Origin of the sequence: Neorhizobium sp. LjRoot104 (assembly GCF_964253725.1) — a bacterium.
In the GTDB taxonomy this organism is placed as follows: Bacteria; Pseudomonadota; Alphaproteobacteria; order Rhizobiales; family Rhizobiaceae; genus Neorhizobium.
In genome coordinates this window covers 3056307-3069125 of the sequence record NZ_CAXURS020000001.1, presented here as the reverse complement: position 1 = coordinate 3069125, position 12819 = coordinate 3056307, and the positions used below count along the sequence as shown (strand labels likewise).

At 62.2% G+C, this 12819-nt stretch carries 14 protein-coding genes; 10 read left to right on the top strand and 4 right to left on the bottom strand.

Annotation, left to right across the window (positions count from 1 at the left end):
- The first annotated feature begins 6 nt into the window (after positions 1-6).
- The 6 genes from ACSQ8R_RS15575 (at position 7) to ACSQ8R_RS15550 (ending at position 7319) form a co-directional block, all read left to right on the top strand.
- Positions 7-1113, top strand: a complete 1107-nt coding sequence (locus ACSQ8R_RS15575; protein WP_436254210.1) for an ABC transporter ATP-binding protein — start codon at positions 7-9, stop codon at positions 1111-1113.
- A gap of 131 nt (positions 1114-1244) precedes the next feature.
- The gene (treZ, locus tag ACSQ8R_RS15570) at positions 1245-3098 is read left to right on the top strand and encodes a malto-oligosyltrehalose trehalohydrolase (protein WP_436254209.1); all 1854 of its coding nucleotides are present in this window, start codon (positions 1245-1247) and stop codon (positions 3096-3098) included.
- 99 nt (positions 3099-3197) lie between these two features.
- Positions 3198-3998: a BON domain-containing protein gene (locus ACSQ8R_RS15565; protein WP_436254208.1), complete on the top strand. Its 801-nt coding sequence runs from the start codon at positions 3198-3200 to the stop codon at positions 3996-3998.
- A gap of 65 nt (positions 3999-4063) precedes the next feature.
- Positions 4064-4285 (top strand): hypothetical protein, encoded by a 222-nt coding sequence (locus tag ACSQ8R_RS15560; protein WP_436254207.1) that lies wholly within the window; start codon positions 4064-4066, stop codon positions 4283-4285.
- A 171-nt stretch (positions 4286-4456) separates the two neighbouring features.
- Positions 4457-6157, top strand: a complete 1701-nt coding sequence (locus ACSQ8R_RS15555) for an HWE histidine kinase domain-containing protein (protein WP_436254206.1) — start codon at positions 4457-4459, stop codon at positions 6155-6157.
- Between the two features lie 82 nt (positions 6158-6239).
- Positions 6240-7319, top strand: coding sequence for a DNA topoisomerase IB (locus ACSQ8R_RS15550; RefSeq protein ID WP_436255489.1), 1080 nt, complete (start codon positions 6240-6242; stop codon positions 7317-7319).
- Here the strand turns inward: ACSQ8R_RS15550 and ACSQ8R_RS15545 are convergent, their stop codons facing one another.
- Both ACSQ8R_RS15545 and ACSQ8R_RS15540 read right to left on the bottom strand, forming a co-directional pair.
- A complete protein-coding gene (locus ACSQ8R_RS15545) occupies positions 7320-7880 on the bottom strand; it encodes a type 1 glutamine amidotransferase domain-containing protein (protein ID WP_436254205.1) in 561 nt (186 codons plus the stop codon).
- Between the two features lie 45 nt (positions 7881-7925).
- Positions 7926-8123 (bottom strand): hypothetical protein, encoded by a 198-nt coding sequence (locus ACSQ8R_RS15540; RefSeq protein WP_436254204.1) that lies wholly within the window; start codon positions 8121-8123, stop codon positions 7926-7928.
- A 291-nt stretch (positions 8124-8414) separates the two neighbouring features.
- On the opposite strand from ACSQ8R_RS15540, the gene ACSQ8R_RS15535 reads away from it, so the two are divergent.
- On the top strand, positions 8415-9479 hold the full coding sequence (locus ACSQ8R_RS15535) for a c-type cytochrome (RefSeq protein ID WP_436254203.1): 1065 nt from the start codon (positions 8415-8417) through the stop codon (positions 9477-9479).
- A gap of 48 nt (positions 9480-9527) precedes the next feature.
- Here the strand turns inward: ACSQ8R_RS15535 and ACSQ8R_RS15530 are convergent, their stop codons facing one another.
- Both ACSQ8R_RS15530 and ACSQ8R_RS15525 read right to left on the bottom strand, forming a co-directional pair.
- On the bottom strand, positions 9528-9650 hold the full coding sequence (locus ACSQ8R_RS15530; RefSeq protein WP_436254202.1) for a hypothetical protein: 123 nt from the start codon (positions 9648-9650) through the stop codon (positions 9528-9530).
- Between the two features lie 71 nt (positions 9651-9721).
- The gene (locus tag ACSQ8R_RS15525) at positions 9722-9988 is read right to left on the bottom strand and encodes a hypothetical protein (RefSeq protein WP_436254201.1); all 267 of its coding nucleotides are present in this window, start codon (positions 9986-9988) and stop codon (positions 9722-9724) included.
- A gap of 114 nt (positions 9989-10102) precedes the next feature.
- Here ACSQ8R_RS15525 and ACSQ8R_RS15520 point away from each other — a divergent pair, with 114 nt between their 5' ends.
- The 3 genes from ACSQ8R_RS15520 to glgX all read left to right on the top strand — a co-directional run bounded on the left by ACSQ8R_RS15520 (position 10103) and on the right by glgX (position 12783).
- Positions 10103-10390, top strand: coding sequence for a hypothetical protein (locus tag ACSQ8R_RS15520; RefSeq protein ID WP_436254200.1), 288 nt, complete (start codon positions 10103-10105; stop codon positions 10388-10390).
- Positions 10387-10632: a hypothetical protein gene (locus tag ACSQ8R_RS15515; RefSeq protein WP_436254199.1), complete on the top strand. Its 246-nt coding sequence runs from the start codon at positions 10387-10389 to the stop codon at positions 10630-10632. Before ACSQ8R_RS15520 ends, ACSQ8R_RS15515 begins: the two co-directional genes overlap by 4 nt.
- Before the next feature lie 72 nt (positions 10633-10704).
- Positions 10705-12783 carry a glycogen debranching protein GlgX gene (gene glgX, locus ACSQ8R_RS15510; RefSeq protein ID WP_436254198.1) on the top strand — a complete coding sequence of 693 codons (2079 nt, stop codon included), beginning with the start codon at positions 10705-10707 and terminating at the stop codon, positions 12781-12783.
- Positions 12784-12819: the final 36 nt, after the last annotated feature.

The following is a 12819-nucleotide window of genomic DNA, read 5'->3' as shown; positions in this document are numbered from 1 at the left end:
CCGCACATGAGCTTTCTTGAAATCAAGGATATTCGCAAGAAGATCGGCAATAACGAGATCCTGAAGGGCATCAATATCGAGCTCGAAAAGGGTGGCTTCCTGGTTCTCGTCGGCCCATCCGGCTGCGGCAAGTCCACTCTTCTGAATGCGATCGCCGGCCTGTTGCCGCCGTCGTCGGGTGATATCGTCATCGACGGCCAGGTGATCAACGACCTGCATCCGTCGCAGCGCGACATCGCCATGGTCTTTCAGTCCTACGCGCTCTATCCGAACATGACGGTCGAGCAGAACATCGCGTTCGCGCTCGAAATGCGCGGCGTCGAGAAGGCGCAGCGCGAGGCGGCGGTCAAGCAGGTCGCCAAGACCCTGCAGATCGAGCATCTCCTCAAGCGCCGTCCGAGCCAGCTCTCCGGCGGCCAGCGCCAGCGCGTGGCCATGGGCCGGGCGCTGGTGCGCCAGCCGCGCGTCTTCCTCTTCGACGAGCCGCTCTCCAACCTCGACGCCAAACTGCGCGTCGAGGTGCGTGCCGAAATCAAGGCGTTGCACCAGAACACCCATGCGACGATCGTCTACGTCACCCATGACCAGATCGAGGCGATGACGCTTGCCACCAAGATCGTCGTCCTCAAGGAAGGCATGGTGCAGCAGGTGGGTACGCCTGCGGAAATCTATGGCCGCCCGGCCAATCTCTTCGTCGCCGATTTCATGGGTTCGCCGGCGATGAACATGCTGAAGGGCAAGGTATCGGGCGCCAATGGCCAGCAGAGCATCTCGCTGTTTGGAAACGACGGCGTCAGGGTCGCCATGCCGCCTTCCGTGACCACCAGCCTTCCGGATGGCAAGGACGTCATCCTGGGCTTGCGTCCCGAAACGATCACGGATGCCGGCCTGGTCGATCCGCAGGCGCGCGCCACCGCACAGATCGAGGCGCAAGTGACGATGATCGAGCCGACCGGTTCCGACACCTTCGTCACCGGCAAGCTGGACGGCGCCACCTTCACCGCCCGCACCCGCTCCGACGTGCATGTCGAACTCGGCCAGAAGTTCCCGTTCGCCTTCAATCTCGACAAGGCCGTGGTCTTCGATCCGCAAACGACCAGCCGCATCGAATGAGCGGGCAGGCGGGTTCGGGCGAGGTTTTTTTCCTTATTTTAATGTAGAGATAACAACGGTTTAGGCGAAAGCGGGGAACTTTTCCCCGCGGACTCGTATTTCCTTGGAACAATTGCAGCCAAGGAGATGTCATGTCGCTGACGCGAGATTTTACGCCGTTCGATTCGCGAAACGAAGGTTTTGCACATCCGTCCCGCCGCGCTTTTCCCAAGTCCTGGGGGGCGGAATATCGGGGTGATGGCGAGGTGCTTTTCCGGATCTGGGCGCCGGACCTGGAACGCCTGCGGGTGCAGATCGCCGGCCGCAATCGAGAGATGCTGCCGGCAGGCGAGGGCTGGTTCACGCTGACGACGGACGGCATCGCGCAAGGCACACCCTATCGGTTTGTGATGCCCGACGGCGTCCTGATGCCGGACCCCGCGTCACGCGCCCAGGCCGGCGGCATCGACGGACCTTCGCTGATCGTCGATCCGACGACCTACCACTGGCACATGCCGGAGTGGAGCGGGCATGCCTGGGAAGAGGCGGTCCTCTACGAGATTCATATCGGCACATTCACTCCGGAGGGTACCTTTCGCGCCGCGACCGAGCGGCTGCGTGAGATCGCCTCGCTGGGCGTAACGATGCTTCAGATCATGCCGGTCAATCAGTTTCCCGGGGATCGCGGCTGGGGTTACGATGGCGCGTTGCCCTATGCGCCTCATCACGCCTATGGCGAACCGGACGATATGAAAGCTTTCGTCGATGCGGCGCATCGGCACGGTCTCTCTGTCATGCTCGACGTCGTCTACAATCGTTTGGGCTCGCGGGGCAGTTTGTTCGAGCCCTATGTGCCGTCCTTTTTCGATCCGGATCGGGCAACAGCCTGGGGACCGGCGATAAATTTCAGCCAGCGCCCGGTGCGTCAGTTCTTCATCGAGAATGCCCTTTACTGGCTGGAGGAACACAACCTCGACGGCTTGCGACTGGATGCGGTCGATCAGATCGATGATGACGCGTCGCAGATGCACGTCCTGTGGGAGCTGGCAAAGCGGGTTCAACGCGAAGTGACGGGCCGGCGCCGGCATCTCGTGATGGACGACCAGCGCAACATCACCCACTACGTGGAGCGCAGTCGGGCCGGCAAGGCTTCGCTTTACGATGCCGGCTGGAACCACGACATTCGCCGCGCCGCCCATGTTGTCGCAACCGGAGAGGCGCCGGCCTATGCCGGCCTCGTCGGGGAGAATCCGGTGCGCCAGCTTGCACGGGGGCTCGCGGAAGGTTTCATCGATCAGGGCGCAGCCCGGCCGGATGGCGAAGCCCGCGGCGAGCCGAGCGGTCACCTGCCGCCCGTCGCCTTCGTCAACTTCCTCCAGAACCATGACATGGCCGGCGCCCGCGGTGAGCGACTGGTCACGCTTGCCGATCCGCGAATGCTGCGGGTGCTGACGGCGATACTGATCCTGTCGCCGCAGATACCGGCCCTGTTCATGGGCGAGGACTACTGGGAGACCCAGGAATTTCGGTTCTTCGGCGAATACGAAGGAGAACTTGCCAGAACTCTCCGGGACAACCGTCTCGTCGAAGCAGCGGATTTTGGTGGCATGCCGCAGGGCGTGTCGGGACCGGAGGATATCTCCGACCCGAATGCGGCGGAGACGTTCGATATTTCCAGGCTGCGGTGGGACCGCGCTCGCGCGCCCGAAGGGCAGCTGCACCGCAACCGCCTGCGCATGCTGATCGCCAAGCGGCGCGAACATGTCGTTCCCGGACTTCTCGCCATCCCTCCTCACTCGGGCAGGGTGCTCGATACCGGCGACGGCACCATTGCCATCGACTGGAGGCTGGCGGACCGCCTGCTGCAGCTTCGTGCCAACCTGTCGGCCAACGAGCAGCCGGTGCCGCCCGTTTCCGGTACCATCATCCATGCCGAACCGGCGGAGATCGCTGCCGGCGAAACTCTTCCAGGGCTGTCCATGATCATGGCCGTTTCCGCGGATTGAACCTCCGGCTTTCCTCCCAAGAGGGGAACAATCCCGGGGAGGCGGGGTTGGGTCTGTGTCCCTGCAGAACGGGACCAAACCAGACCGAGGAGACAGACAATGGCTAGTGGAAATCATTCCCAATCGGGCGGGTATCGAAACGACCGGATGCGCGACGAGCGTGATTTCGCCCGCGAGTCCTCCAGCGATTATCGCCCGGGTGATACGGGCTACGTGCGCGGTTTCAGCGACGATCCGCGGAGGGAAGACGGAAATCGAGAGGACGGCGACCGCTCGCGCTTCTCCCGTTATGGCCGTAGCGAACAATGGGCATCCGACGACGGCGGGTTCGAGGCGGGGTATGGTGACTCGGAGCGCTCGCAGGCTTGGGCTCGCGATTCCTATCGCGGCCGCCCTTCATCCTTCAGCTACGAACCGGGCCGCAACCGCGTCAGCCAGGCTTATGGCGACCGCTATGGCTCCGATTACCGTTTCGGCGGCGAAAGCCGTTCCGGTTCGGACAACCGCTTCCGCGGTTCTGACGACTACGGCCGAAAGCGTGGCTTCATGGAGCGCGCCGGGGATGAAGTCGCCTCATGGTTCGGTGACGAAGACGCCGAACGTCGCCGGAAGATGGACGAGCATCGCGGCAAGGGGCCGAAGGGTTATCAACGCTCCGATGCCCGTATCGAGGAGGACGTCAATGATCGCCTCAGCGACGATCCGGTGCTCGACGCATCCAACATAACCGTGACGGTTCAGGGGTCCGAGGTGACCCTCGACGGTTTCGTATCGAGCCGCTGGGACAAGCGCCGCGCCGAGGATTTGGTGGACGACGTTTCCGGCGTCCGGCACGTCCAGAACAACCTGCGGGTCAACAACAGTTCAACCGATACGCTGTCGGGTTCGACCACGGTCTGACCCGGGCGGATCCATGCGTCAGGCCGCGGTCGGTGGCCTGACTTCGTTCAGGAAGGGAGGCCATCATGACCGAAGGCAATGATAGCGCCAAAATCCACAAGGATGCCGAGGGGCAGTACGCCAAGTCGAGAGCGGACGGCAAGTCAAACGGCGTCGCCAGCGCCAAACCGACGGTAATTACCGGCTCCGACGACGCCACGCGACACCGCAATCCCCCTGGCAAGAAGGGCGCGGAGAAGGATTGGGATGTGAACTTCGACGTGGCGGAGCGGCATCGCGATATCTGAGCCGCCCCCTTCCGGAAAACCATATCGCTGGCAATCAATCCTTGGCCCGGCCTCTAAAACCGGTTAGATAAGGTCCGCTAGAATATTAGCAGATGGCGGGACACGGAAATGAATAATGCCGGCAGGCGGCACAGGCACCTGCAGCTTTTCGCTATAGGGTAAAGACGCGGAATGTTTGGAATTTCGCGGTTTTTTCCAACGGCGCCTATCGGCGCCTATCTGGTCGCCCTCGCGGCTGGCGTAGCGTTGCCTTTGCTGATTTTCGTGGGTTATCTGATGACGGAGCTGGAGGCGAACGAGAGGGAGATTCTTGCAGCCGAGACGGCCGAAGACGCCCAGTTGATTGCTCGCTCGATCGACCGCGAGCTGCAGGACATGGCGACGACGCTTCGGCTGCTTGTCACTTCGCCGGAGCTTGAGGCCGGCGATTTGCGGGCTTTCCACAATCGAACCCAGAACAGCCTCCGATCCGACTCTCTCTATATTCTCGTCGTCAGTGCTGATGGGCAGCAGCGGCTGAATACCCGCGTGCCGTTCGACGCGCCGCTTGGCAAGGTTTCCAACATGCCGGCGTTCCAATCGGCTCTGAACAACGGCGTGACCGAAGTCTCCAACGTGTTTTTCGGCGCCACCAGCGGCAAGCATGTCTTCAACGTCACAATGCCCCTGCCCAAGGAGATTTCCCATTCCGGCGCCGCGATGATCATGACGCAGAATGCCGAGGACCTGCAGAAGCTCGTTTCGACGGAAGGGCTTCCCGCCGGCTGGTCGGTCGCGGTCGTCGATGGCGCCGGAAAGGTCGTGACCTCCCTCGGCGCCCATGCGCTCGGTTCCGGCACGGAGTTTCCGTCCGACATGCTGAAGCTGATGACTGGCTTCAAGGGTACGATTGAGGATATCGGCGGCAACCGGCGGCAGATGTACGGCTACGCGCAGATCACCGGCTGGACGTGGAAGGCCGTCGTCTGGGGGCCGATCGATGCGGCGCAGGCGAGCATCCTCACCACGTGGCGGCAGTTGATCGCGGGTGGCGCGATCTTCCTTGCTCTCGGCATGCTGATTGCCTGGCTCGTCGGTCGTCAGCTTCGCATCCCGATCCGGCAGATCGCCGAAATGGCCGAGCGGATCGGCAAGGGCGAGATCGTCTCTCCCGTGGAAACGAAGATCCGCGAGGCCAACCAGGTGGCAGTCGCCCTTTCGAATGCCTCCTTCGACCGCAGCGAGGCGGAAGACCGCATTCACCTCATCCTGCATGAACTGGTTCACCGGACCAAGAACATCCTGACGCTGATCCAGGCGATGATGCGCCAGCTGGCGCGCCAGGACACCACGATGGAGGAGTTCCAGAAGGCGATCAGTACCCGCCTGCAAGGCCTCGGCAAATCGATCGAGGCGCTGGCGAAGGAGCAATGGGCCGGGGTCTCGATCCGCCGCGTCATCGAAATTCACATGAGCACGTTCGCGGACGCGGCCGATCGCGTCGAGCTGCAGGGGACGGATTTTATCCTGAAGGCAGAAGCGGTCCAGAACCTTGGCCTCATCCTTCACGAGCTTGCCACCAACTCGGTGAAATACGGAGCGCTCTCCGTACCGCAGGGCAGAGTGCGCATAACCTGGAAGGATCTGGTCGACGAGAATAACGGCGAAAGCCGGCTGGAACTCGTCTGGGAAGAGAGTGACGGCCCAGCGGTCCACGAGCCTTCCCGCACCGGGTTCGGCACGACGATCATCAGGCGCCATGCGGCGGCGGCTTTCGCCGGCCAGGTCGAAGTCGATTTCCGCAGTGAGGGGCTTCGCTGGTCCTTGAATGCGCCGCGTCTGGCCTTCGAACGAGGCGAGGGCGTCGAAACTCTCAAGGACATCGCGATCTGACGGTTATCTCCGGGAGCGCCGGAACGAAGGCGCGGTCCTGGCCGTTTGGTCGGCCATGGACGCTATGCTAACCACGATCGCCATCGATCAGGATTTCCTCAAGACCATCGGCCTTACCTATGTCAGCGACGCGGAGCCCGGCATCCGCCGGCTCAGGCGCGGCAAGGGCTTTACCTACCGCCTGCCGGACGGCACCCTGCTTTCCGATCCGGAGCATCGCCTGAGGATCGTTTCGCTCGGCCTGCCGCCCGCCTACGAGAATGTCTGGATCTGCCTTGACCCGCGCGGGCACCTTCAGGCGACGGGCTACGATTCGCGCGGCCGCAAGCAGTATCGCTATCATCCCGACTGGCAGAGCTTTCGCAGCGAACGCAAATACGACCAGCTCGTCCGGTTCGGCGAGGCCCTGCCGCGGATCCGCCGCAAGGCAAAACGGGACCTGGTGCTTGGTCTCGACAAGTCGGACGCGGTGATTGCCGCATTGGTGGCCCTGATGGACGCTACCCATCTGCGCGTCGGCAACCGTCTCTACGCCAAGGAGAACAAGACCTATGGCGCGACCACGCTCTTGAAGCGCCACATGACGCTGTCCGGCGAGGCGATCATGCTGCGCTTCGTCGCCAAGGGGGGACGCCGCGTACAGCACACGCTGAAACATCCCCGCCTGCAACGCATCCTGGAAGAGATCGCCGACCTGCCGGGCCGGCAGCTGTTTTCCTGGCCGGACGAGCAGGGCGTGCCGCATCCGATCGACTCGGGCCGGCTCAATGCCTATCTTGCCAATGCGGCAGGGTTCGCCGTGTCGGCCAAGACCTTTCGCACCTGGGGCGGCAGTCTCGCCGCGCTGATGGCGGCCTGGGAAGTGGTCGAAGAGGAGGGGCGGCGTCCGAAGATCAAGGCGATGTGCAAGGCGGCGGCGGAAGCCCTGCACAACACGCCCGCCGTCTGCCGCTCGAGCTACATCCATCCGAGCATCCTGGCGCTTTCGGAGGACGTATCGCCGCTGGAAAAGCTGATGAGGGACAAGGCGGTGCTGAACGGACCCAAGGAGTTGCGTGCCAATGAACGGCGGCTCCTGGCTTTCCTGAAGGACGTCTCGTCAACTTGCGCGACGGCCGCCCGCGAGGAGGTTGCGGGCGGCCGGGACCAGGTTTGCGTTTAGTTACGCTGCCCGGCGATTGTGGCGTCCTTCCTGCACTTCCTCGACGATCTTTGCCACGAATTGCGGCAGATCTTCGGGCGAGCGCGAGGTGATGATGCCGTTATCGACCACCACGGCCTCGTCCTTCCACGACGCGCCGGCGTTGCGGATATCGGTGCGGATCGAATGATAGGACGTCGCCTTGCGTCCGCGAAGCGCATCGGCCTCCACCAACAGCCATGGACCATGGCAGATCGCCACAATCGGCTTGCCGCTTTTCACGAAGTCGCGCACGACCTTCATCGCATCGTCGTTGCCACGCAGGATATCTGGGTTGATCTGGCCGCCCGGCAGCACGAGGGCATCAAAGTCCTCCGCCTTGACGTTCTTGGCTTCCAGATCGACCGGGACGGTATCGCCCCAGTCCTTTTTATCCCAGCTTTTGATCTCGCCGGTCTTGATGGACGCTATCTTGACGTCGGCTCCGCGTTTTTTCAATTCCTCCAGCGGGACGCGCAGTTCCGATCGCTCGTAGCCGTCGGCCGCGAGGATCAGGATGTTGGCGGACTCGATGGTGGTCATGCTGGTCTCCTTTTGTTGGTAGTACCGTTGTTGGCAAAGCCGGCTTCAAAGCCGGCCGGTCGAAAGGTCCCGGCCGTTGATGGAGGCGGGGACGCTGATTTCCTCACGCGGCGACTTGGGCAAGGGAAGGACGACGGCATCAGGTACGACGACCTGCAGTTCTTCCGGATGGGCCACGGCGAAAGTTTTCTTCTGGTGAGTGCCGGTGAGCCTGGTTCTGAGCATTTGTAGAAAGTGTCTCATGATTTTCTCCCGTCGCGAATGCTGGGCGGTCGCCCGTTCACAGGGAGCAAACCCGTCGCCCAAGGATTCGTTCCATCTTTTTCACAGTTGGTTACACAAAGTTATCCGCCGGCTGGAACAAAACTCCCGATGGTGCGTTTGGTGCCGAATTTGCTGGCTTTCTTTCTGCCTCCCACCTTCTCCGCGATGCACTCGGCGTGCTGCTTTCCCTTTCTCCCCATCCGCTCTACGGTAAGGCCGAGACGTGCTGCCCGTGAGCAGCGCGAGCGGGGTTTTGGGAGGAATGGCCGGATGACGATCCGCTGGAAATATCTCGCGATCCTGGTGATCGTGGCGCCGCTTCTCGGGCTCGGGTTCGCCTGGTCCGGACTGATGAGCGTCCAGGCGAGCACCGGCCATTGGGCGGTGACCGACTGGTTCCTGCATTGGGTGATGCGCAACTCGATCCGGACCGCATCTCTTTCCATCGAAGTGCCGCCGCTCGACAACCCCGCGTTGGTGCCGCCTGCCGCCGGGCATTTCGAGACCGGCTGCGCCATCTGTCATGGCTCGCCGGTGCAGGGGCGCTCCGGCGCCGTGCTCGCCATGCTGCCTCCGCCGCCTGATCTGAAAACCGTGGTGCCGACCTGGAGCGACGCGCAGCTTTTTGAGATCGTCAAGCATGGCGTGCGCTTCACCGGCATGCCGGCCTGGCCAGCGCAGGTCCGCGACGACGAAATCTGGGACATGGTGGCATTTCTGCGCAAGCTGCCGGACATGGACGGCAATGCCTACCTGCAGGCGTCCGGCCTGCATGGGATAGGCACCGCGGGCGAAGTTTCGCCGATGCCGATCACCTGCGAAAGCTGTCATGCGGAAAAGCGGCTGGGCGCCAACAGCGTCATCCCGCGGCTCGCGGGGCAGTCGGAAACCTATCTGCTCAATAGCCTGCGTGCCTACGCACATGGTGAACGCGCGAGCGGCATCATGAAGGTCGCGGTCGGGACTTTGGCCGAAGAGGGCCTGCCGGAGCTTGCAAGCTATTACGCCAGGCAGGCGAGGCCGCAAAGGCCTTCGGTGCCGGTCGATGCGCAGCTCGTGGAAAGGGGCCGCGAGATCGCCGAAAGGGGAAGAGCGGCAGACAAAATTCCCGCCTGCCTCAGTTGCCACGAAAAGCCCGGCGGCAATCCCGCCTATCCGCGCATTTCAGGTCAAAACGCCCCTTATCTGGAGCGCCAGCTCCGCCTCTTCCATGCAGGTGTGCGAGGCGGGTCTTCCTTCAGCCACCTCATGCTCGAGGTGGCGAAAAACTTGAATGAAGAAGATTTTGCCGCTCTCGCGGCCTTCTTTGCCAGCCGCGAGAGCAGCGGGCCTTGAGTGCGAGGCCGTGAGTGCGAGGCCTCTCTCCTCCCCAGGAGCCAGGAACTAGACGGGGATGACCATCATGTAGCAGGCGGCGATCACCAGAACAAAACCTGCTGCTTCTACCCATTCTCTGACCATCGTCGCCTCCATCGCTTCGGTCGTGAATGAACGATAAAGTCGCATTGTAGTTCCACGAAATGGCCATAAACGTGGCGTGATCGCCTTAAATGTGAAACCGCACGGTTAACGGGACGTCAATTGTCGTCGGCCGCAGCCCTGGCGCGGGCAGCATCGAGGATCGAACGCACCTCTCGGGCCGCGGAATTTTCAATCGCGAATGCACCCTCCGGCAACAGGCCCGGGTCTTCCTCATTATCCTTGAACGTGGCGTCATCGCGTAACCGTCTGAGGAGCGACGTGATGGTGACTTCGCCCCCGATCATGGCGGACAAGAGCTCGATCAGCAGTTCGCGGTGAGCATTCAGGCGCCCTTCCAGTTCCTGCGGTGTCAGCGTCGACATGGTTTCCTCCTTGTCCCGTGTTTGCCTCTTCAAGGAGATAGCGGAGGTTTCGGCGCAGGGAACAATCACCGTGACCGAAAGTTGGTTCTTCGCCCAGAAACATGGAGGAAGACCATGGCGGAATTCGCCAGATCGAAAGGCAGCGACAGCGAGCGCGATGCGCGCGACCGGCTGATCCTTGCCCTTTACGCCCAGCTGAAAGCCGAACGGCAGACCCGCGAGGCGTTGGAATACGTCATTCGCAACGGTGCCTTGGCGCCCGAGGTACTGGAAGCCATCGCCGGCGACCCGATCCCGGCCGCAAGCGCCGAGGATGTCGCCGCCGTCGAGAAGGTGATCGCGCTGGATGCGCACCGCCGGCAGGCGGCGTTTCGCAAAGCCCGTGAAGAGGACCAGCCATGAAGAGTTTCGTTGTTGCGCTGGGAACCGTGGTGCTTCTGAGCGCCTGTAGCGACGGCGGCGAAAAACAGAGCGATCCGATCAACAACACGCCGCCGGCGCAATCCAACAACACGGCGGCGACGGATCGCAACCCGTCGCCGCAGACGGGAACGGGTGGCCAGAGCCCAGCGACATCGCCATCCGGAGCAACCAACACGACACCGGGCAGCCCGCCGCCGGCGGCCGGATCGGGCAATCCATAGTTTTCCTTTGCGTCCAGGGAACGAAATGTTGTGCCGCACCATTATGACGCCAGTCTTTCAATTGGGTGCGGCATGGATACGAAATCAAACCACTTTGTCATCGAGCCCGGCTCCTGGCTTAAGCTCGGGGCCAACTTTGATGGCGAGGGCGTCAACTTCGCGATTTTCTCGGCTCACGCCGAACGGGTGGAGCTTTGTCTTTATGACCCGACCGGCAAGATAGAGATCGCCAGGCTTGAGCTTCCGGAATACACCCATGAAATCTGGCACGGTTATGTGCCGGGGCTGAAGCCGGGCGCTCTCTATGGCTTCCGGGTCCACGGCCCGTACGATCCGGAAAACGGTCATCGTTTCAACCCGAACAAGCTGCTGATCGACCCCTATGCGCGGGAGTTCGCCGGCAATGTCGACTGGAACGAGGCGCATTTCGCCTATGACCTTCTGCACGAGGACAAGGATCTGACGTTCGACGAGCGCGACAGCGCGCCGTTCATGCCGAAGTGCCGGGTCATCGATCCGAACGAATTCGACTGGCAGGACCAGAACCGGCCGAACATCGCCTGGCCGGCGACGATCGTCTACGAGACCCATGTGAAGGGCTTCACCCAACTGAACCCGGGCATTCCGAAGGACCTGCGCGGCACATTCGAGGGCATGGGGCACAAGGCGTCGGTGGAGTACATCAAGAGCCTAGGGATCACCTCCGTCGAGCTGATGCCGGTTCATTATTTCCCGGACGACCAGCACCTGCTCGACAAGGGCCTGCATAATTTCTGGGGTTACAACACGCTCGGTTTCTTCGCCCCCGCTTCCCGCTATTATGGCCCGAAGGGCATCCAGGGATTTCGCGACATGGTGCGGGCGTACCACGATGCCGGCATCGAGGTCATTCTCGACGTGGTCTACAACCACACTGCGGAGGGCAACGAGCTCGGGCCGACGCTGTCGTTCAAGGGCATCGACAATTACTCCTATTACCGGACCATGCCCGACCAGCATCGCTACTACATCAACGACACCGGCACCGGGAACACCGTCAACACCTCGCATCCGCGGGTGCTGCAGCTGATCATGGATTCGCTGCGCTACTGGACCGAGAGCATGCATGTCGACGGCTTCCGCTTCGATCTCGGCACGATCCTCGGCCGCGAACCGGAGGGTTTCGACCAGCGCGGCGGGTTCTTCGACGCAATCACCCAGGATCCGGTTTTGTCGCAAGTGAAGCTGATCGGCGAGCCGTGGGATATCGGTCCCGGCGGTTATCAGGTCGGCGGTTTCCCGCCCGGCTGGGCGGAATGGAACGACAAGTACCGCGACACCGTGCGCGAATACTGGAAGGGCACCAACGTTTCGACGGACTTCGCCGCCCGCCTGCTCGGTTCCGGTGATCTCTACGACCAGCGCGGTCGTCGCCCGTGGGCGAGCGTCAACTTCATCGCCGCCCATGACGGTTTTACGCTGAACGACCTCGTTTCCTACAACGAGAAGCACAACGAGGCGAACGGCGAGGACAATAACGACGGCCACAACGACAACCGCAGCTACAACTATGGTGCCGAGGGGCCGACCGAGGACGAGGGCATCAATGCCGTGCGTGACCGGCAGAAACGCAATTTCCTCGCCACCCTGTTCTTCTCGCACGGCACCCCGATGCTGCTTGCCGGTGACGAGTTCGGCCGCAGCCAGATGGGCAACAACAACGGCTATTGCCAGGACAGCGAGATTTCCTGGGTTCACTGGGAAAACCTGCCGGAAAGCTGCGAGGAACTGCGCGAGTTCACCCGCCAGATCATCAAGCTGCGCCGGGAGCAGCCCTTGCTGCGTCGCGAGAACTGGCGCGACGGCCTGGACATCAAATGGTTCAACGCCGGCGGCGGCTTCCAGACGCCTGAACAGTGGGACGAAGGCTCGACGCTCGGCCTCTACATCGGCCGGCCCGACCTCAAGGAAGAGGAGGGGATCTGGCACGACGTGCTTCTGCTGTTCAACCCGTTCGAAGGCAATGTGCCGTTCCGCATCCCGCAGTTTGGCGAGGGCGGCTGGGTGCTGGAACTCACCACGTCCGACCTGTCCAAGCACGGCCTGGTCATTACCAAGGAAAAGGATTTCGAGCTCGAAGGCCGCAGCCTGGCGCTGTTCCGGAGGCCGTAGAACGGCTATTTTTTCCTTCCGCAAGATTATCTTCGA

Bases quoted from the DNA above. Each gene is read 5' to 3' on its own strand.
- ACSQ8R_RS15575 (WP_436254210.1), top strand. From the start codon at position 7: ATGAGCTTTCTTGAAATCAAGGATATTCGCAAGAAGATCGGCAATAAC.
- treZ (WP_436254209.1), top strand. From the start codon at position 1,245: ATGTCGCTGACGCGAGATTTTACGCCGTTCGATTCGCGAAACGAAGGT.
- ACSQ8R_RS15565 (WP_436254208.1), top strand. From the start codon at position 3,198: ATGGCTAGTGGAAATCATTCCCAATCGGGCGGGTATCGAAACGACCGG.
- ACSQ8R_RS15560 (WP_436254207.1), top strand. From the start codon at position 4,064: ATGACCGAAGGCAATGATAGCGCCAAAATCCACAAGGATGCCGAGGGG.
- ACSQ8R_RS15555 (WP_436254206.1), top strand. From the start codon at position 4,457: ATGTTTGGAATTTCGCGGTTTTTTCCAACGGCGCCTATCGGCGCCTAT.
- ACSQ8R_RS15545 (WP_436254205.1), bottom strand. From the start codon at position 7,880: ATGACCACCATCGAGTCCGCCAACATCCTGATCCTCGCGGCCGACGGC.
- ACSQ8R_RS15540 (WP_436254204.1), bottom strand. From the start codon at position 8,123: ATGAGACACTTTCTACAAATGCTCAGAACCAGGCTCACCGGCACTCAC.
- ACSQ8R_RS15535 (WP_436254203.1), top strand. From the start codon at position 8,415: ATGACGATCCGCTGGAAATATCTCGCGATCCTGGTGATCGTGGCGCCG.
- ACSQ8R_RS15530 (WP_436254202.1), bottom strand. From the start codon at position 9,650: ATGCGACTTTATCGTTCATTCACGACCGAAGCGATGGAGGCGACGATG.
- ACSQ8R_RS15525 (WP_436254201.1), bottom strand. From the start codon at position 9,988: ATGTCGACGCTGACACCGCAGGAACTGGAAGGGCGCCTGAATGCTCAC.
- ACSQ8R_RS15520 (WP_436254200.1), top strand. From the start codon at position 10,103: ATGGCGGAATTCGCCAGATCGAAAGGCAGCGACAGCGAGCGCGATGCG.
- ACSQ8R_RS15515 (WP_436254199.1), top strand. From the start codon at position 10,387: ATGAAGAGTTTCGTTGTTGCGCTGGGAACCGTGGTGCTTCTGAGCGCC.
- glgX (WP_436254198.1), top strand. From the start codon at position 10,705: ATGGATACGAAATCAAACCACTTTGTCATCGAGCCCGGCTCCTGGCTT.